General features: G+C 64.4%; 13 protein-coding genes. 6 read left to right on the forward strand and 7 right to left on the reverse strand.

Annotation, left to right across the window (positions count from 1 at the left end; genetic code table 11):
* Positions 1-71: 71 nt before the first annotated feature.
* Both hemH and AC522E_RS17100 read right to left on the reverse strand, forming a co-directional pair.
* Positions 72-1,133 carry a ferrochelatase gene (gene hemH, locus AC522E_RS17095; RefSeq protein WP_500747442.1) on the reverse strand — a complete coding sequence of 354 codons (1,062 nt, stop codon included), beginning with the start codon at positions 1,131-1,133 and terminating at the stop codon, positions 72-74.
* Positions 1,134-1,266: 133 nt separating this feature from the next.
* Entirely contained in the window at positions 1,267-3,483 is a 2,217-nt protein-coding gene (locus AC522E_RS17100; protein WP_500747443.1) for an HWE histidine kinase domain-containing protein, read from the reverse strand.
* A gap of 422 nt (positions 3,484-3,905) precedes the next feature.
* On the opposite strand from AC522E_RS17100, the gene AC522E_RS17105 reads away from it, so the two are divergent.
* Entirely contained in the window at positions 3,906-5,435 is a 1,530-nt protein-coding gene (locus tag AC522E_RS17105) for a bifunctional metallophosphatase/5'-nucleotidase (RefSeq protein ID WP_500747444.1), read from the forward strand.
* An 8-nt stretch (positions 5,436-5,443) separates the two neighbouring features.
* On the opposite strand, the gene AC522E_RS17110 is transcribed toward AC522E_RS17105, so the two are convergent.
* Positions 5,444-5,815 (reverse strand): hypothetical protein, encoded by a 372-nt coding sequence (locus AC522E_RS17110; RefSeq protein WP_500747445.1) that lies wholly within the window; start codon positions 5,813-5,815, stop codon positions 5,444-5,446.
* A gap of 247 nt (positions 5,816-6,062) precedes the next feature.
* Here AC522E_RS17110 and ung point away from each other — a divergent pair, with 247 nt between their 5' ends.
* Positions 6,063-6,800 (forward strand): uracil-DNA glycosylase, encoded by a 738-nt coding sequence (ung, locus tag AC522E_RS17115; RefSeq protein ID WP_500747446.1) that lies wholly within the window; start codon positions 6,063-6,065, stop codon positions 6,798-6,800.
* Positions 6,801-6,833: 33 nt separating this feature from the next.
* On the forward strand, positions 6,834-7,763 hold the full coding sequence (locus AC522E_RS17120) for a bifunctional helix-turn-helix transcriptional regulator/GNAT family N-acetyltransferase (RefSeq protein WP_500747447.1): 930 nt from the start codon (positions 6,834-6,836) through the stop codon (positions 7,761-7,763).
* Between the two features lie 15 nt (positions 7,764-7,778).
* Here the strand turns inward: AC522E_RS17120 and AC522E_RS17125 are convergent, their stop codons facing one another.
* Positions 7,779-11,279 (reverse strand): indolepyruvate ferredoxin oxidoreductase family protein, encoded by a 3,501-nt coding sequence (locus AC522E_RS17125; protein WP_500747448.1) that lies wholly within the window; start codon positions 11,277-11,279, stop codon positions 7,779-7,781.
* 202 nt (positions 11,280-11,481) lie between these two features.
* On the opposite strand from AC522E_RS17125, the gene AC522E_RS17130 reads away from it, so the two are divergent.
* Together AC522E_RS17130 and AC522E_RS17135 are read left to right on the forward strand one after the other, a co-directional pair.
* Positions 11,482-12,126 (forward strand): DUF1007 family protein, encoded by a 645-nt coding sequence (locus AC522E_RS17130; protein WP_500747449.1) that lies wholly within the window; start codon positions 11,482-11,484, stop codon positions 12,124-12,126.
* Positions 12,117-13,145, forward strand: coding sequence for a nickel/cobalt transporter (locus AC522E_RS17135; protein ID WP_500747450.1), 1,029 nt, complete (start codon positions 12,117-12,119; stop codon positions 13,143-13,145). The genes AC522E_RS17130 and AC522E_RS17135 overlap by 10 nt, the downstream gene beginning before the upstream one ends.
* Positions 13,146-13,241: 96 nt before the next feature.
* Here the strand turns inward: AC522E_RS17135 and AC522E_RS17140 are convergent, their stop codons facing one another.
* Positions 13,242-14,831 carry a gamma-glutamyltransferase family protein gene (locus tag AC522E_RS17140; protein ID WP_500747451.1) on the reverse strand — a complete coding sequence of 530 codons (1,590 nt, stop codon included), beginning with the start codon at positions 14,829-14,831 and terminating at the stop codon, positions 13,242-13,244.
* Positions 14,832-14,950: 119 nt separating this feature from the next.
* On the opposite strand from AC522E_RS17140, the gene AC522E_RS17145 reads away from it, so the two are divergent.
* Complete coding sequence (locus AC522E_RS17145; RefSeq protein WP_500750739.1) at positions 14,951-15,175, forward strand: hypothetical protein; 225 nt, start codon at positions 14,951-14,953, stop codon at positions 15,173-15,175.
* Here the strand turns inward: AC522E_RS17145 and AC522E_RS17150 are convergent.
* Positions 15,172-15,540 carry a DUF1850 domain-containing protein gene (locus AC522E_RS17150; RefSeq protein WP_500747452.1) on the reverse strand — a complete coding sequence of 123 codons (369 nt, stop codon included), beginning with the start codon at positions 15,538-15,540 and terminating at the stop codon, positions 15,172-15,174. The genes AC522E_RS17145 and AC522E_RS17150 overlap by 4 nt on opposite strands.
* Positions 15,537-17,831 carry a TRAP transporter permease gene (locus AC522E_RS17155; RefSeq protein WP_500747453.1) on the reverse strand — a complete coding sequence of 765 codons (2,295 nt, stop codon included), beginning with the start codon at positions 17,829-17,831 and terminating at the stop codon, positions 15,537-15,539. The genes AC522E_RS17150 and AC522E_RS17155 overlap by 4 nt, the downstream gene beginning before the upstream one ends.
* Positions 17,832-17,863 lie beyond the last annotated feature (32 nt).

Here is a 17,863-nt window from a genome sequence, read left to right on the forward strand (position 1 = left end):
TTCTAATTCCAAGGAGTTATGCGGCGCTGCGAGCAACGGGCAGGCAGCGGGAGCCGCGGCCCGAGCGAGCTTCAGATCCAGCCCTGGAGTTCCCGCTCCGCGATATGCCGGATGACCCGCATTCCCTCCTCGCTGTCGTTAAGGCAGGGCAGATAGGCAAACTGCTCTCCGCCGTGATGCATGAAGATCTCCCGGTTCTCTACGTCGAGTTCCTCGAGGGTCTCCAGGCAGTCGGCCGAGAAGCCCGGCGCCACGATGGCCATACGCTTGACCCCGCTCTCGGCGAGCGCCTGAACGGTCTTGTCCGTGTAGGGCTGCAGCCATTCCGCTGGGCCGAACCTGGATTGAAAGCTCATGCGGAATGTGTCGGCTGGCCAGCCGAAGGCCTCCCGCATGAGTCGCCAGGTCTTGACGCAATGGCAATGGTAGGGATCGCCCTTGAGAAGGTACTCCTTCGGCACGCCGTGGAAGGAAACGAGGATGACCTCGGGCTCGAACGGCAGCTTGGCCAGCTCCCGCTTCATCGAGGTGACGACGGCATCGATATAGACGGGATCGTCATGATAGGGCGGGGATACGCGGACGGACGGCTGCCAGCGCATGTCCATCAGGGCCCGGAAGGCATGGTCGCAGGCGGTCGCGGAGGTCGCGGCGGAATATTGCGGATAAAGCGGCACGAGAAGAATGCGGTCGCAGCCCTGGTCGAGCAGCGCCTGGATGCGTTCGCGAACCTCCGGCTTGCCGTAGCGCATCGCCCAGTCCACCGTGATCTTGTCGCCTGCGATCCCTTTCAGATGCTGGGCGAGATCCTCGGCCTGGGCACGGGTGATGGTCTTGAGCGGCCCCTCGTTGCGCTCATTGTTCCAGATCGTTGCGTAGTCCCGGCCTTTCCGGCCTGGACGGGTCGACAGGATGATCAGGTTGAGGATGGGCCACCAGAGGAGGCGCGGCGTCTCGATGACCCGGCGATCCGAGAGGAATTCCTTCAGGTAGCGGCGCATCGGCCAATAGCTGGTGCCCTCCGGCGTGCCGAGATTGAGAAGCAGCACTCCGATCCGGCCCGTCCTGATCGGCGGGTGATCCACCGGGAGGGCCCCTTGGCGGAGATCGGCAAGCTTGACAGTTTCGTTCATCGCGGAGTCCCTTGGCGCACCGATATCCAGGCGCATTGTTTGATACGGCTCTAAATAGGATTTTCCGTCCGCTCCGCCAACGGGATACCGGGCCGCGCCCCGCACAGGAACCCTGCGCGCGTTGCGCAGGAGATCACGCCGAAGGATTGACGAAGCCTCCGGGAGTCAGGACCGTGTCGATCGACACCATCAATCCCGTCGGTTCGAAATCCATTTTCACGGCAGCGTTGAGCTGCGTCGCGAGGACGCGGTGCAGCAGGCGTGATCCGAAGCCCTGTTTCTTGGGCGGCTCTACGAAGGGCCCACCCTGCTCGTGCCAAGTGAGTTTCAGACGCAGCCCGTCGGGCTCGACGGCGGAGTTCCAGCGAACGGCGACGCGGCCAGCCGCTACGGAGAGAGCGCCATATTTGGCAGCATTCGTGGTGAGCTCGTGAACCGCCATGCCGATCGGTACCGCGGCTTCGGAAGGAAGCTCCACCGGAGGGCCCTCGAAAACGACCCGCTCACCCGTGTCGTCGTTGTACGGGCTTAGCTCCTTCTCAAGGATTTCGCGTAACGAGGCCGTCTGCCACACGGCCTCCGTAAGGAGAGAATGGGTATTGGCAAGGGAGATGATGCGGCCGACGAAGGCTGCATAGAAATCCTCGATGCTCGATGTCGACCGCGCCGTCGCCCCGACCACGGCCTGCACGGTGGCGAGCGTGTTCTTGACCCGATGGTGGAGTTCCCGGATCAGCAGGGATTGCTGTGTCTGGGCCTGCCTGCGCTCCTCGATCTCGTGTTGCGCCGCCTTGTAGAGGTCGCTGTTCTCGAGGGCGATCGCCGCCTGACCGGCAAGGCCCACCGTAAGACGTTCGGACCGGGCGGTGAAGATGCCCTCCTTCTCGTGCCCGAACAGCAGCGCGCCGTGAATGGCCCCGGTTCGCGACACTACAGGCACCGCCAGGTAGCTGCGCAGGACCGGGTGCCAATCGGGCACACGACCATGAGGCGCATTCAGCCCGAAGGACGAGTCGGCGGTGATATCGTCCAGCCGGACGATCTTCCCCTGCACCAGCGTCGGCTCGAATACCGCGGCATGCCGGACCATGGCGATGTCGGCAAAGGCGTCACGCAGGGATCCCGAGACCGCATAGGGGATGGAAAGCTCGCTATCGCTCTTGCCCGCGGACCGGACATGCTCTTCCACATGGTAGAAGAAGGCGCCGATCTGGGCGCCCGTCAGTTCAACTCCGGCATCGATCACGGATTGAGCGATCTTTCGGATATCGAGCTCGGCAGCAAGGGCGCTGCCCGTCCGGTTCAGCACCTCGAGCGCTGCTGTTTCCTTGCGCAGCTCACTCGTGCGCAGGGCCACTTCGTTTTCCAGCAAGGCCGCGTTGGCCGCCTGCTCCCGGAACTGATGGGTTGCGACCGTCATGAGCGCCAGCAGCGCGATCAGGGCGAAGAGTGCGAAGGAGCCGTAGATTCGGATCTGGTCGATCCAGGGGCTCCAATATGCATCGGAGCGAACGCTGACGCGGACATAAAGGGGAAGCTGACCGACCCGGTGATAGGCGCCGATCCACTCCCTCCCATCATTCATGGACGTATAGAGGCCTGCTTCAGGATGGGCGGAGATAGCCCGGTCGAAAGCCGGTTTGTCGATCGCATCGAAAGACAAGCCGTCACCGGGAGACGGATGCTGCACAACCACCTTTCCGTCGCCGGCCCTGATCAGGGTGACCCTGCTGCGCTGGGGCAGGCGCAGCCGGGCCCAGTAATCGTTGAAATACGACAGGGAAACGGTGACGGACACGACGCCACGGAAGGACCCATCCGGGTATTGCAGCCGGCGGCTGACCATGAAGGTCGGGGCGTTGGTGACCCGCCCGACAATCGGCTCCCCGACGAAAAGGCCCCGATCAGCCGCGACCTGGGCCTGGAAGGCATCCCGGTCGGCGACATTGGAATCCGGCGTCGGGAAGCTGGCGGAGGTCAGGCGCAGCCTTCCCTCCGCATCGTTCAGCCAGATATCGTCGATATATGGCAGCGCCTCCTTGATGGCACGCACCTGATCCCACAAGTGGTGCGACCGTTCGACGGTGTACCAGTTCTCATCTGCGATCAGGGCCGCGGTTTGCCGCAAAGTAACGTCCGTAACCTCCAAGAGACGGGCGGCATGGTCAGCCAGAAAGAATGCGTTGTTCCGGATGTCGACCTGGTCGCGCTGGATCAGGTGACTGCGCTGCTCCCAGGCGACGAAGGCAAAGGTCAGGAGAATAAACGCAATCCCCAGCAGCCCCATGACGAGGGTCATCCGCCCACGGAAGAGAGAGCGCCGGCGCCTCTCCTGAGAGGGCTTTCTCATCGGGTCCCTGGAGCGAGTGAGGGTGGAAGTCGGCAAGATTGATCACTCGCTGGAGCGGGCACAGGTGGTCATGGGTGGAGGCACACGGCGCGGCTCACGGAACCGGACACCATGGATCCTATAGGGCAAGCGAACCCAAGGCAAAGGCATGGTCTCGAACGCATCGACGCTCACATAGGGGCATGAGATGTCTCTGCAAGCCGCCCTCGAGAGGAAATGTCGGTACAGATAGCCGCAAGCGCCGCCATCGGGGACACGCAGCCGGCCAAGGATTTCAAAGCGCCCTCCAGGCGGAGGCCCATGGGCCTGTACGGCCTCTTCCGCGTGCAAAAGTTGAGCTTGCCGGAAGACGCGAAACTGATCACTCTGAGGTCGCACAAGGGCCAAAGAGCCAACCAACCTGTTACGTTGCGGAAACCACAATGACGAAACTCTCACGCCGGCAAACCCTGGGTCTTGGCCTCGGAGCGGGACTCTCCGTCACGATGCTGGGGGCCGGCGACGAAGCCCAGGCCGCTTCGGCCAACGTCACCTTCAGCCTGCTTCTCGTGAACGATATCTACAAGATGTCGGACGACAAAGGCCGCGGGGGGTTCGCGAAGCTCGCGGCCGTGGTGAAGGCCGAGCGGGCGCGCGGCGTGCCCATGCTTTTCTGCCACGCGGGCGACACCTTCTCACCCTCCCTGATGTCCGGTTTCGACCAGGGGGCGCACATCGTCGAGATCACCAACATGATCAAGCCCGACGTCTTTGTGCCGGGCAACCACGAATTCGACTTCGGCAAGGATGTCTATCTCAAGCGCATGAGCGAGGCAAAATTCCCCTTTTTCGCCGCCAATATGCGCCAGGCCGACGGCTCGCCGATACCGGGAATGAAGGACGCGGCGATCTTCGATCTCGGCCCGGTCAAGGTCGGCGTCATCGGCCTTATCCTTGCCGACGTGCCGCACATGTCGTCCCCGGGCGACCTGAGGTTCCTGCCGGAACTCGATACGCTGAAGAAGCAGGCCGCCGACCTGCGCAAGCAGGGAGCCGATTTTCTCGTGGTAGTGACCCATACGGATCGCGAGATGGACAACGCCATGGTCCGCTCACGCCTCGTCGATGTGGTCCTTTCCGGCCACGATCACGACCTGGCGATCGGCTATGACGGCAAGACCGTCCTGGTCGAATCGAGCGAGGAAGGCAATTTCGTCACCGCCATCGATTTCATGGCCAAGGTCTCGGGCGAGGGCAAGGACCGTAAGGTGACCTGGGCGCCGAGCTTCCGCGTGCACGATTCTGCGACCATCGATCCGGACCCGGAAGTGCTTGCGGTGGTGAAGCGCTACGAAGACGCTCTCTCGAAGGAGCTCGATGTCGAAATCGGCACCTCGAAATACGAACTCGACAGCCGCTCCGCCATCGTCCGGTCCCAGGAGGCCGCCATCGGCAACCTGATCGCCGACGCGATCAAGGCATCCACGGAGGGCGATGTCGCCATCACCAACGGCGGCGGCATCCGCGCCAACAAGCAGTATCCGGCAGGCGCCAAGCTGACCCGTCGCGATATCCTCTCCGAACTGCCCTTCGGCAATTCCACCTCCCTCGTCGAGGTCACGGGCACGGATATCATGGCTGCTTTGGAAAACGGCGTTTCCCAGATTGAAAATCGGGCCGGCCGCTTCCCACAGGTTTCCGGCCTGAAATTCGAAGTCGACCCGAAGGCCCCGGTCGGGTCGCGGGTCAGCAAGGTCGAGGTCAATGGCGAGGCGCTCGATCCGGCCAAGCGCTACAAGGTGGCGACCAACAACTTCATGCTCACCGGTGGCGACGGCTATTCCTCCTTCGCCAATGGCAAAGTGCTGATCGGCGTGACCGATGGAAAGCTGATGGCGAACGAAGTGATGTCGTATGTGCGCAAGCTCGGCACGGTTGAGGCAAAGGTCGAAGGCCGCATCACGGTTCGATGAGAGCCGGGCTATCCAGCCCGCACAAGCCAGATTCCGGCCATGAGGACCACGGCGGCAACCCCGATGAAGCCGACATAAAGGCCCGGGAAGCCGTCATGCTGGTGGTGGGCGGCGCCCGCGGCATGCGCACCCTTCGACCAGCGCGCGACGCTCTCCTGCGTGCGGGCCAGTGCCACCTGGAACGGAGAGGCCGGTGTACCGGCCGCTTCATCGTCTGCGCCGAGCGGCGCCATGGCTGGATCGAAGAGGGGATTTTTGTCCCCCGTCCGGCCACTGTCGATATCGGCCCTGAGCATTTCCACCGTCGGATCGTCGGAGGGCGGCGGCCGATCGATGGGCTTGATCGTGTGTGTCGGAGGACGTTCCGAACGGTCGGTCACCGAAGCCTCCCCTCACAATCTGTACCGATGAGCGCTGCCGATGGAGCTGGCTCATCCCTCCTCTGTACCTTAATGAACTGCCTCGGCACGACAGCGTTCCTGGGGGGCATCTCTCCAGTGATCCTCGACAATCGTCACAGGGCGATGCTACGCCACGGCATCACGATCCCTCCATTGACTGCAAGGCACCGGCAGATTGCGGGCCGCATGATCGAATCCGCTGCGGCGGAATGAGGATGCCCGACCGATGACAGGTCCCATCAGCGATGCTCTTGCGGCTTTCCGCGCGGATCCCCGGGCGGCCTCTTGGCTCGTGCTGCCGTTCTTTGGGGAAAAGCATGCTGACAGGATCGCCGCACGGATCGACGCTGCAGTTGCCGACGGTGCCCACGTGCTGCCGCCTCCGGAAAAAATCTTCAATAGCCTGGTTCTTACGCCCCTGGAGAGCGTCAAGGTCGTGATTCTCGGCCAGGATCCCTATCCGACTCCGGGCGATGCCCACGGGCTTGCATTCTCCTACGCCGGCGGACGCCGGTTGCCGGCGTCTCTGCGCACGATTCTGGCCGAGATGGCAGCGGATCTCGGGGTTCCGATGCCGCTGAAGGGCGACCTGACCCGGTGGGCCGAACAGGGCGTGCTGCTTCTCAACACCTCCCTGACGGTGGAAGCCGGCAAGGCGGGGGCGCATCTGAAGTTCGGCTGGTCGGCTCTTGTCGACCAGGCGGTGTCAGCCGTCTCGGAGCAGCGCCCCGCCGCCGTCTTTCTGCTCTGGGGCGCCCAGGCTCGGAAGTGCGCCGCCCTTGTCGACAGGAAGAAGCATCTCGTGATCGAGGCGGGACACCCCTCGCCCCTGAACCGCCTTAGGGATTTCAGGGGGACGAAGCCTTTCAGCCAGGCCAATACCTGGCTCGTAGCCAAGGGTCTGACGCCCATCGTCTGGCGGCTGGACCAAGGCGCCGGGAATTTAGTTGACTTAGTCAACTAACCGCCGCAAGCTTCCCTAAATGGGAGCATCGTCATGCTGCACTCCGTCCCTGCCGAAGACCGCGTCGCTGCGGTCCGCCGTTTCACACGCTTCTATACGAAACAGCTCGGCGTCCTGAGGGAAGGGCTGCTGGACAGCCCCTTCTCCCTGACGGAAGCCCGGATCCTGTATGAACTCGCTCACCGGCCCGCCGCGACGGCGGGGGAACTCTGCCAGGACCTCGACCTCGATCCCGGCTATCTCAGCCGCATCCTGAAGCGGTTCGAGGACCAGGGCCTCGTCAAGCGAGCGCGCTCCGAGAGCGATGCGCGGCAGCATCACCTCACTCTGACCGAAGAGGGACGTGAGGCCTTTGCACCCCTCGACCGCCAGTCGCGCGAACAGATCGCCGCGCTTCTTGCGCCTGTCTCCGAAGCCGACCAGAGCCGCCTCGTCGCAGCCATGCGCCTCATCGAGGCGCAGCTCGACCGACGCACGAAGAGGCGCTCCTTCACGCTGCGCGCTCACCGCCCCGGCGATATGGGCTGGATCACCCATCGGCATGGCATACTCTATGCGCAGGAATATGGATGGGACGAAACGTTCGAGGCCCTGGTTGCGGAGATTGTCGCCGGCTTCATCAAGACCTTCGCCCCGGAAAAGGAGCGTTGCTGGGTCGCGGAATGCGACGGCGACATCCTCGGCTCCATCTTCATCGTCCGGCAATCGGACGAGGTCGCGAAGCTGCGGCTCCTCTATGTGGAACCGCATGCGCGCGGGCTTGGCGTCGGCAAGCGTCTCGTGGATGAGGCCATTCGTTTCTCGCGAGAGCGTGGCTACCGGCAGATCACCCTCTGGACGAACGACATCCTTCATGCCGCGCGCGGGATCTATGCCAAGGCTGGCTTCCGGCTCGTCAGCGCGGAAGCGCACCATAGCTTCGGGCACGATCTCGTCGGCGAGAACTGGATCCTCGACCTCTGACGTTCTGCGAAGCGACTACTCCGCCGCCAGCGGCAGCGGCCGCTCTTCCGAGCGGAAACGAACGAGAAGCTCGGCCTCTTCCGCTTTCGCCGCCTTGAGATTGCGCTCCTTCACATGCCCGAAGCCGCGGATCTTCTGCGGCAGGGAGGCAAGGCCGACGGCCGTGGCATGGTTGGCTGGATTGAGCCTCGACAGGAGCTCCTGAAGCAGGGCCTCGTACTCGCGAACGAGCCTGCGCTCCGTGCGGCGCTCATGCGTGTAGCCGAACATGTCGAGGGGGGTGCCCCGCAGAACCCTGAAGTGAGCCAGTACCCGAAAAGCCGTCAGCATCCAGGGGCCGAAGCTCATCTTACGCGGCAGGCCCGTGGCCGGGTCCTTCCGCGCCAGGAGCGGAGGCGCAAGGTGGAACTCAAAGCGGAGATTGTCGCCTTCGAAGGTCGATGCCACCTGCTTCTCGAAGCCGCCACTCGTGTAGAGACGCGCGACTTCATACTCATCCTTGTAGGCCATCAGCTTGAAGAGCGAACGGGCCACCGCTTCGGCAAGAGTACTCGATCCCGGAACCGCCTTGGCCTCCGCCGCGCGCACGCGGTCCACGATCTTACGATAGCGATGACCATAACGGGCACTCTGGTAATCCGTCAGGAATCGCACGCGTCGATCGATGGTCTCGTCGAGCGTCCCGGATAGCGCGCGGGATTCGGTCGGCGCCTTCGTTTCGCTCACCAGGGATGTCAGCGTGTCCGGTGCTGCCGCCGCGCGGCGGCCCCAGGCGAAAGCCGAGAGATTCATCTTCACCGCCTCACCATTGAGCTCGATCGCCTTCTCGATGGCGGCGCCGGAGAGCGGCACGCGGCCCTTCTGGTAGGCAAAGCCCAGCATGAACATGTTCGCCGCGATCGCATTGCCGAGAAGAGCAGTGGCGATCGCCGTCGCGTCGATGAAATCGACGCTGCTCTCCCCGGCGGCCGAGGCGACGGAGCGCTTCAGCCGTTCCGTCGGCAGCGAGAAATCCGCATTGCGCGTAAAGTCGCCTGGCATGACCTCGGCGGTGTTCACCACGAGAGCCGTCTGGCCCTTTCGGACCGATGCCAGCACCTTCTTGGTGCCGGTGACGACCAGGTCGCAGCCGAGAACGAGATGTGCCGCCTCGGCGGTCACGCGGATGGCATGGATGTCGTCCTGCGTATTGGCGAGACGCACATGGCTGTAAACGGCGCCACCCTTCTGTGCGAGGCCTGCCATGTCGATCATGCCGAGGCCCTTGCCTTCGAGATGAGCAGCCATGCCGAGGATCGCGCCGATGGTCACGACGCCGGTCCCACCGACGCCGGTCACGATGATGTTGAAGGTCCGATCGATGGCGGGAACGACCGGCTCCGGCAGCGGCGCGAGCGCCAAGCCGTCTGTGGCGACGGTCTCGGGTGCAGCCTTCCTCACCTTCGCGCCATGCACGGTGACGAAGGATGGGCAGAAACCCGAGACACAGGAAAAGTCCTTGTTGCAATTCGACTGGTCGATCTGCCGCTTGCGGCCGAACTCGGTCTCCAGCGGCTGCACCGAGACGCAGTTCGATTGCACAGAGCAATCGCCGCATCCTTCGCAGACCAGCTCATTGATGATGACGCGCTTGTCGGGATCCGGGTACTCGCCGCGCTTGCGGCGGCGGCGCTTTTCGGAGGCGCAGGTCTGATCGTAGATCATCACCGTGACGCCGGGGACAGCTGCGAGTTCGCGCTGCACGGCCTCGAGCGACGTGCGGTGGTGGATCGTCATCCCCTCCGGCCAGCGCACGGATTTGGGGTACTTGTGCGGCTCGTCGGTGACAAGGGCGATGCGCTCGACGCCCTCCTCCCGCACCTGCCGGGCGATCATGTCGACGGTCAGACCACCCTCGTGCTTCTGGCCGCCGGTCATGGCCACCGCGTCATTGAAGAGGATCTTGTAGGTGATGTTGGTCTTGGTATCGATAGCCCAGCGCAGAGCCAGTATGCCGGAATGATTGTAGGTACCGTCGCCGAGATTCTGGAACACATGGCCGCGATTCGAGAACGGCGCCTCGCCGATCCAGTTCGCGCCCTCGCCGCCCATCTGCGTGAAACCGTCGGTTTCCCGATCCATCCACTGCACCATGTAGTGGCAGCCGATTCCCGCGTAGGCGCGCATGCCCTCGGGCACCTTTGTCGAGGTGTTATGTGGGCAGCCCGAGCAGAAATGCGGCACACGTGTTGCCACATCCGCTGTCGTCGCCAGGATCTGCTGTGCATCGCGCAGGCGCTGCACACGGCCGCGCAGATCGTCGTTGTTGTGATAGGCGAGGAGGCGCTCGCCGATGACGATGGCGATGTCATTGGGATCGAGCGCGCCCTTGACCGGAAAGAGCCAGTTGCCGCGCTCGTCCTTCTTGCCGATGCAGAGAGGCTGGTTGGCGGTCCCGTAGAGTTCCTCGCGCAGCTGCACCTCGATCAGGGATCGCTTCTCCTCGACGACGATGACAAGGTCGAGCCCGCGGGCGAAATCGAGAAGCTCACGCTGGGAGAGCGGCCACGGACAGGCGACCTTGTAGAGGCGCAAGCCCATGTCGTTTGCCTTGACCTCGTCGAGACCAAGTTCGTTCAGAGCCTGACGCACATCGAGATAGGACTTGCCGACCGTAATGACGCCGACCTTCGGCTGGCGGCCGCCGGAGAGGACGATGCGATTGAGGCTGTTGGCACGCACGAAGGCCATCATGGCGTCGCGCTTGTAGTCCTGAAGGCGGGCTTCCTGATCGAGCACGCCGTCCCGGGTGCGGATGTTGAGGCCACCGGGAGGCATCGCGAAATCGTCGGGATGGACGATCTTCACCCGGTCGAGGGAGCCGTCGACGGAGGCGGTCGACTCGATGTTCTCCTTGACGCATTTGAACGCGACCCAGGTGCCGCAGAAGCGGCTCATGGCATAGCCGTAGAGGCCGTAATCGAGAATTTCCTGAACGCCGGCCGGATTCAGGATCGGCATCATCACATCGACGAAATGGAATTCCGACTGATGGGCGACCGTCGAGGATTCCGCCGTATGGTCGTCGCCCATGAGGGCGAGTACGCCGCCATGGCGGGATGAACCGGCCATGTTGGCGTGGCGGAACACGTCGCCGGAGCGGTCGACGCCCGGGCCCTTGCCGTACCAGAGGCCAAAAACGCCATCATATTTTCCCTCGCCGCGGATCTCGGCCTGCTGCGAGCCCCAGACGGCGGTGGCGGCAAGTTCCTCGTTGAGGCCGGGCTGGAAAAGAATGTTTGCCTGTTCAAGCCAGCGCCGGGCCCGCCACAGGTTCTGATCCATGCCGCCGAGAGGTGAACCGCGATAGCCCGAGACGAATCCCGCCGTGCTCAATCCGGCGAGCCTGTCGCGCTCGCGCTGCATGAGCAGCATGCGCACCACCGCCTGCGTGCCGGTGATGAAGATCCGCTCCTTCGTCAGATCGTATTTGTCGTCGAGCGAGACCTGACGGAGTGCTGCATGCCCTTCGGCCATCGTTCGTTCCCCTCCTGGAGCCTTGCCACGCTGCGGGATGTCAGCCGTATTCTTCCAGAAATTATGTCAGCAATGCTGACATATGCCCCGGGCCCCGTCAATGAATCGCGCCCCCGTTTCGCCTCCATTAACCATCATGCCTCAGAATGGAAGACAACCGACCTGGCGGCGCCCATCGGGTCCCGCGCTTCACGATGAGTTCATGACCGGCCTTGTTCCAAAGACCCTTGCCGTGGCGGCCATGGCCGCTTTCGCTTCACCGGCTTTCGCCCATCCCCATGTCTGGGTCACGGCAAAGGCGGAGATCGTCTATGACGGCGATGGCCGGATTGCCGGTATTCGTCATGCCTGGACCTTCGACAAAGCCTACTCCGCCTTCGTGACCCAGGGACTCGACAAGAATGGCGACGGCAGGCTGACGCCGGAGGAATTGCAGGATCTCGCCAAGGAAAACACTGAATCGCTGGTAGAATTCGACTATTTCACCGTGCTCAAGGGCAACGGGAAGAAACAAGACTTTGCTGCGCCCCGCGACTACCGCATGGCTTTTGCGGATGAGGCGGTGACGATGTCCTACTTTCTGCCGCTGAGGGCCCCAGTGACGGCGAAGACGATCTCCCTCGAAGTCTACGATCCCACCTATTTCGTCTCCTTCAGCCTGGCAGACGGCGACGCGGTGACGCTGGCCGGCGCCCCGCACGGTTGCGCGACGAACATCTCCCGGCCCAAGAATACCGATACGCCGTCCCCGGTTCAGCCCATGTCGGAGGCCTTCTTCCAGACCCTCACGGCAGCCTCCGCGTTCGGTGGCCAATTCGCCAACAAGGCGATCGTCGCATGTCCGTGACCGCCGGAGCGTTCGGATCGTCGGCTATGTCGAAGGATGGGATCTGGCTGCGTCTCGGCCTGGCCGTTGGCGCGGTCGCCCTCGTCTCCCTCGTCCTGGCGCTCCTTGCCTGGCTGCTCTCCCCCGGAGCCGCCCCGCCGGCGCGCAATCCCTTCGGCATGGGCCTGCGGGAAGCGGCTCCGACAGGCGATCTCGGCGCCTACATCCTGGCTGTCCAGAGCAGCTTCTACAGAAGCCTGCAACAGGCCGTCACGGCCTTGAAGGACGACAGCGCGGCGATCTGGACCCTCGTCCTGATCGGCTTCGCCTACGGCGTCTTCCATGCTGCAGGACCGGGCCACGGCAAGGGCGTGATCGCCGCCTATCTCGTCGCCGATGAGCGGGCGCTGGCCAAAGGCTTCGGACTCAGCCTCGCCGCGGCTCTCGTTCAGGCTATGGTTGCCATCCTGGTCGTGAGTCTTGTCGCCCTCCTCTTTCGGGCGACCGCGGCAACCATGACCCGTGTCACGACCGGGGTCGAATGGATGAGCTTCGCGGCGGTGGCGCTCGTCGGGGCCGTCGTCACCTGGCGCAAGGCGGGCACGCTGATCGGCACCATTGTCCTTGCCCGCGACCCGCTGGCCGCTCCTCGAGACATGAACTGCGACCATGTGCATATGCCCGAACCCGGGGAGCTTGGCCGCATGACGCGCTGGCGCGACATGGCGGGCGTGGCGCTGGCCGCCGGCATGCGTCCCTGCGCGGGCGCGCTGGTGGTGCTGGTTTTCGCCCTGTCTCAGGGTCTCTTCGCGGCCGGAATCGCGGCGACGCTTGCAATGGCTCTGGGAACGGCCCTCACGACAGGGGCCATCGCGGCGCTGGCGGTGTTCGCCAAGTCCGCCGCCCTCACGCTCGCCGGAGGGCGCGGCGCCGCAGGTGCGGTAGCCATCGCTTTCCTTGAGCTTCTCGCTGCGGCCTTCGTGGCCGTCCTGGGCGGGAGCCTGCTCTTCGGCCTGTGGACGTCAGGCCTGGCGAGCTGAGCCGCCTGCACTCCGACAGGCCCGTGAAGTGCTTCTCAACGTCTTCGCCTGCCGCATTCCGGGAGCGAACCGGTCCCCACTTCGCCGGAAAATGCTCTAAAGCCCAAGGACAGTCCCGTCCGAGCGCGGGTCGCCGGCGGCTTCCACGCGCCCCTTCCGTAGGTGCCTGACCAGCATTCCTGCCTCGCCGAACGCTTCCGCGGGAGTCTGCCCTGCCTCCTCCATGCGATGCCCCAGACGAGACAAATCGCGCGCGAGGCCGGGATCGAAGCTCTCCTCCAACCGAAGCAGGGCAGGCTCCTGGCCCTGCCCAGCCGCCAGCGCCCAGCGTGGCATGCCCACGGCATCGGCAGGGGACATGGCCGCATCCGCATAGCGTGCGAAGACCTGTGCCAAAGCCTGAGGTTCGTCGCCGCCGGCACCATGAACGAGGACACGCCCGTCCTCGAACGCAGCCAGAGCAGGCGCGAGGGTGTGGAACGGCTTTCGTCCCGGTCCCAGTGGGTTCCAGCCGGAAGGAACCAATGAAAAGCCCATTCCCCGTGCATGCCAGAGAATTCCGGTCGCGGGGAGGACACAGCCCGATCCGAAGGCATGGCCCAGGGACTGGACATAGGAGACGGCGAGTCCATCCCGGTCGATGCAGCCGATCCATACGGAGCTGCCCTGGGGTGGAGCGGCAGTCGAAAACGGTGCCGCCCGGGCACTGATGACGCTCGCCTCGCGCTCCCACCAGCCTGCTTCCAGGAAGACCGACGGATCCTGGGTCGCTTCGCGCGGGTCGGTCACGACCTCGTCCCGGGTCGCATAGGCACGCTTCACAGCCTCGATGAGGGCGTGATGATGCTCGACGCTCTCCGCGCGCCGGACATCCATGCGATCGAGGATGCCTGCGACGATCAGCGCCGCCAGTCCCTGGCTCGGGAGGGGCGGCGCATAGAGGGTCGCGGCACGGAGCCTCGCTGCCAGGGGCTCGGCCGCACGGGCGCGATAGGTCTCCAGGTCCCGCCGCTGAACGGGGCTGCCGAGCCGTTCGAGATCCGCCGAGATCTCGCGTCCGACATCCCCGCGATAGAGATCATGGAGACCCGCACGGGCCAAGTGATCGAGGGTATCGGCCAGCATAGGCATACGCCTGATGCTGCCGGGAGCCGGGGCCTTGCCCTCCTCGGCCAGGAAGATCTCGGCAAATCCAGGCGCGGTTCGGAGAGCCTCCTCGACGGGGAACCGCCCGGCTTCCGCGGCGCTCGTCATATGACCTTCCCGGGCCAGGCGGATGGCGTCGCCGAGAAGCAGGTCGAGGGGCAGCCGCCCGCCGACGGACTTCGCGAGATCGAGGGCGAGAGACCATCCCGCCACCGCGCCCGCCACCGTGACGAGGCTGTCGGCCCCGCGGAGCGGGAGAGCGTCGAAGCCCCCGTCCCGATAGCGTCGGAGGGAGGCCAACGCACCGGCCGGACCCGATGCGTCGATCGCATGAACCCTGCCGCCGGGGGTGCGTACCAGCCAGAAACCGTCACCGCCGAGGCCGGCGGCATGGGGGCAGACGACGGCGGCGCTCGCTGCCATGGCGACCACCGCCTCGACCGCGTTGCCTCCGGAGGCGAGGATCGTCAGCCCGGTCTCCGCGGCGGAGCGATGGGGAGCGGCGACGGCGGCGGTGGCAAAGGTGGGTGTTTCGGACATGGACGTGATGGATGGGCCTATCGGGCGGAGACGGTGCAACTTGCACCGGAGGGGGCTTTTAGGGTAGTGCCTGCCCTATTGAAATGAAGGAAGACGCGACCGTGGCCCAGCCGAAACGCATGAACACGCGCAATCTCGTGACGATCCTCAGCATCATGATCCTTGTGGGGACGGAAGTGTTCGGCGTCGCGATCGCCGGCGGATGGGCCATTGCTGGACTGTTCGAGCTCGGCCATGTGGTCGGCTACGTCCTCATGGGTCTCTTCAGCCTGTTCGCGCTCTATATCCTGGTGGTCCTCTGGAAGCGCTGCATCGCCGTGGAGCCGATCGTCGGACGCGCCTAAGGCGCATCGCAGGCCTTCATGACGATCGGATCGGAGTCCGGCGGCACATAGTCGCTCATGGGACGACACTGGCCCTCGACACAGATCCGCCAATCCGCCGTGGCGCCTGAGCGCCGCAGCACGACCTCGTTCAGGGGCGGCACATGCGGCTGCCATGTCCATACGCCGCCGCTGAAACGCGCCTCCGATGGCGGGTCCATGCCTGCGCCGGACCCGCGGACCCTCGCCTCCACCAATTCGAGGCCGGCGGGACCCGAACGCCAAACCTCTTCCCAGAGGATCTTCTCGACGGAATGAGTCCAGGCCAGGGTGATCGCGCCGGCGAGGAGCGGCACGACCTTCGAGCCTGCAACGAGGCAGATCATCGGTTCGTGACGGCGCCGGCGGCGCGGCGCGACCGCCAGAAGTGGAAGCCGAGGACCATGGCTGCCAGCAGGAAGCCCACCTCATCGGTCACCGGAAGGGCAATGGCCAGGAACACCGCCGCCACAGCCGCGGCCACGCGCTCCCACCATGGCATCCGCGCCGCGAGATAGCCCACAGAGGCCGCGCCCCACAGCAGGATCGCAAGCCCTGCCTTGACGACGATGTAGGCGACATTCGCCCAATAAGCGCCACCTTCGAGGCCGGGGACGGGCTGAAGCATCAGGGTGGGGTCGTAGACAGCCATATAGGGAATGACGAAACCCGGCAGCGCGATACGCAATGCCTGGAAGCCGATCTTGAAACCGGAGGCCTTTGCGATGGGAGCCGCAGCGAAGGCGGCAAGCGCCACCGGCGGTGTCAGGTCCGCCATGATGCCGAAATAGAAGACGAACATGTGCGAGATGACGAGCGGCACATTGAGCGTCAGAAGAGCCGGCGCGGCGAGCGACGAGGTGATGATGTAGTTCGGGATTGTCGGGATGCCCATGCCAAGCACGAGGCTGACGAACATCGTCAGCACCAGCGAAGTGATGAGCGAGTCCTTGCCGATGGAGACCACCCAGTTTCCGAAGATCGTCCCGATGCCCGTCAGGGTCATGGTGCCGATGACGATGCCGACGACGGCGCAGGCAAGGCCGACGGGCAGCGCCTGGCGGGCGCCGTCGGCGAGGGCGTCGCGGCAGGCAGCCAGTGTCTCAGGACCGCCACGCACGAACAGGCTCAGGATGACCAGGGCGAGAACCAGCAGCAGGACAAGCGTCACGCCGGCCCACAGGAATGCCGCAGCCAGAAGGCCGAGCCCGACCCAAAAGACGAGCCGGACGGTTTCGTTCACGAGACCGAGGGCAAGGGCGCCCGCCAGGATCAGGACGACGGTAAGGGCAAGGCCGATAGAGCCCGCGAAGAGCGGCGTGTAGCCGGCGAAGAGCAGATAGACGAGAACTGCGAGCGGCAGGATAAGATGCCATTTCTCCTTCAGCGCCTGCAGGGCGCTCGGCAGCTCCGAGCGCTTCAGGCCCGTGAGACCGGACTTCCCGGCTTCCAGATGCACCGCCAGGAAGGCCGAGGCATAGTAGAGAATGGCCGGTATGATGGCGGCCTTGACGATCTCCACGTAGGGCATGTCGATGGTTTCGGCCATGATGAAGGCAACCGCGCCCATGACCGGCGGCATGATTTGGCCGCCCATGGAGGCCGTCGCCTCGACTCCGCCGGCGAATTCGGATCTGTAGCCGAAGCGTTTCATGAGCGGGATGGTGAACTGGCCGGTCGACACGACGTTGGCGACGCCTGACCCCGAGATCGTGCCCATGAGCGCGGAGGAGAAGACCGCGACTTTGGCCGGCCCGCCTTTCGCGCCGCCGAAGAGGCCCATGGCGACGTCGGTAAAAAGTTGGATCATCCCGGCCCGTTCGAGGAAGGACCCGAACAGGATGAACAGGAAGATATAGGTGGCCGAGACCAGCGTCGGCGTCGCGTAGAGCCCTTCCGTTCCGAACGACATGTGTTCGATCACCTGCTCGAGGGTGTAGCCCCGGTGGTCGAAAGGCGCGGGGAGATAGTTTCCGAACAGGCAATAGGCCAGGAAGATGCCTGCGACGATGGGAAGGGCCGGCCCCATGACGCGCCAGACGAGATAGAAAAGGATCGCGATGGCGGCGATACCGACGATCAGATCGGCTTGGGTCAGCTCCCCCGCACGGCTCACGAGATCGTTGTAGAAGCCCCACTGATAGAGGCCGACCGCGAAGCCGGCCAGGCCGACGATCCAGCCTGCTACGCGCGCAGCCTGGGTATGGGCCTTGTGGTTGGCGAGCATTCCCCCCGCGACGAGGCACAGAAAGCCGACATGGAGCGCCCGGACCACCTGGCTCGGCAGGCCTCCGGGAAACTCGAGAATGAGCCCATAGGTCACAGCCAGGGTCAGCAGGGCCATTATCCCAGTGGCGACGCCGTGCCCCGCCAGACGCCGATAAGCGAGCCATGCAGCCCAGGCGATGAAAGCAGCGCCAATGATGTGGATGGCGGAAACTCCGGCGGCAAACGGGCGATCGAGGGGAATGCCGAAGGCAGTCACCACCTGGAAGGTGGAGAAGGACACCGCGATCCAGAACAGCAGGCTCCCAAGCAACCCCTCACCGAAGTTCTCAGGCAGGCCATGCTCCGGGTTCGCCGGTGCGGAGGGGGCCTCCAGTTCGGCGATCTCGGATGCGTTGACGCCATGGCTCATGGTGGGTCCCTTCCTGTTCGGCTCTTGGGTTC

Source organism: Microvirga sp. BF8, assembly GCF_059888585.1.

Excerpts from the sequence above, each read along its gene's own strand:
- AC522E_RS17120 (WP_500747447.1), top strand. The coding sequence starts at position 6,834 with ATGCTGCACTCCGTCCCTGCCGAAGACCGCGTCGCTGCGGTCCGCCGT.
- hemH (WP_500747442.1), bottom strand. The coding sequence starts at position 1,133 with ATGAACGAAACTGTCAAGCTTGCCGATCTCCGCCAAGGGGCCCTCCCG.
- AC522E_RS17150 (WP_500747452.1), bottom strand. The coding sequence starts at position 15,540 with ATGATCTGCCTCGTTGCAGGCTCGAAGGTCGTGCCGCTCCTCGCCGGC.
- AC522E_RS17105 (WP_500747444.1), top strand. The coding sequence starts at position 3,906 with ATGACGAAACTCTCACGCCGGCAAACCCTGGGTCTTGGCCTCGGAGCG.
- AC522E_RS17145 (WP_500750739.1), top strand. The coding sequence starts at position 14,951 with ATGAACACGCGCAATCTCGTGACGATCCTCAGCATCATGATCCTTGTG.
- AC522E_RS17135 (WP_500747450.1), top strand. The coding sequence starts at position 12,117 with ATGTCCGTGACCGCCGGAGCGTTCGGATCGTCGGCTATGTCGAAGGAT.
- AC522E_RS17100 (WP_500747443.1), bottom strand. The coding sequence starts at position 3,483 with ATGAGAAAGCCCTCTCAGGAGAGGCGCCGGCGCTCTCTCTTCCGTGGG.
- ung (WP_500747446.1), top strand. The coding sequence starts at position 6,063 with ATGACAGGTCCCATCAGCGATGCTCTTGCGGCTTTCCGCGCGGATCCC.
- AC522E_RS17140 (WP_500747451.1), bottom strand. The coding sequence starts at position 14,831 with ATGTCCGAAACACCCACCTTTGCCACCGCCGCCGTCGCCGCTCCCCAT.
- AC522E_RS17125 (WP_500747448.1), bottom strand. The coding sequence starts at position 11,279 with ATGGCCGAAGGGCATGCAGCACTCCGTCAGGTCTCGCTCGACGACAAA.
- AC522E_RS17155 (WP_500747453.1), bottom strand. The coding sequence starts at position 17,831 with ATGAGCCATGGCGTCAACGCATCCGAGATCGCCGAACTGGAGGCCCCC.
- AC522E_RS17130 (WP_500747449.1), top strand. The coding sequence starts at position 11,482 with ATGACCGGCCTTGTTCCAAAGACCCTTGCCGTGGCGGCCATGGCCGCT.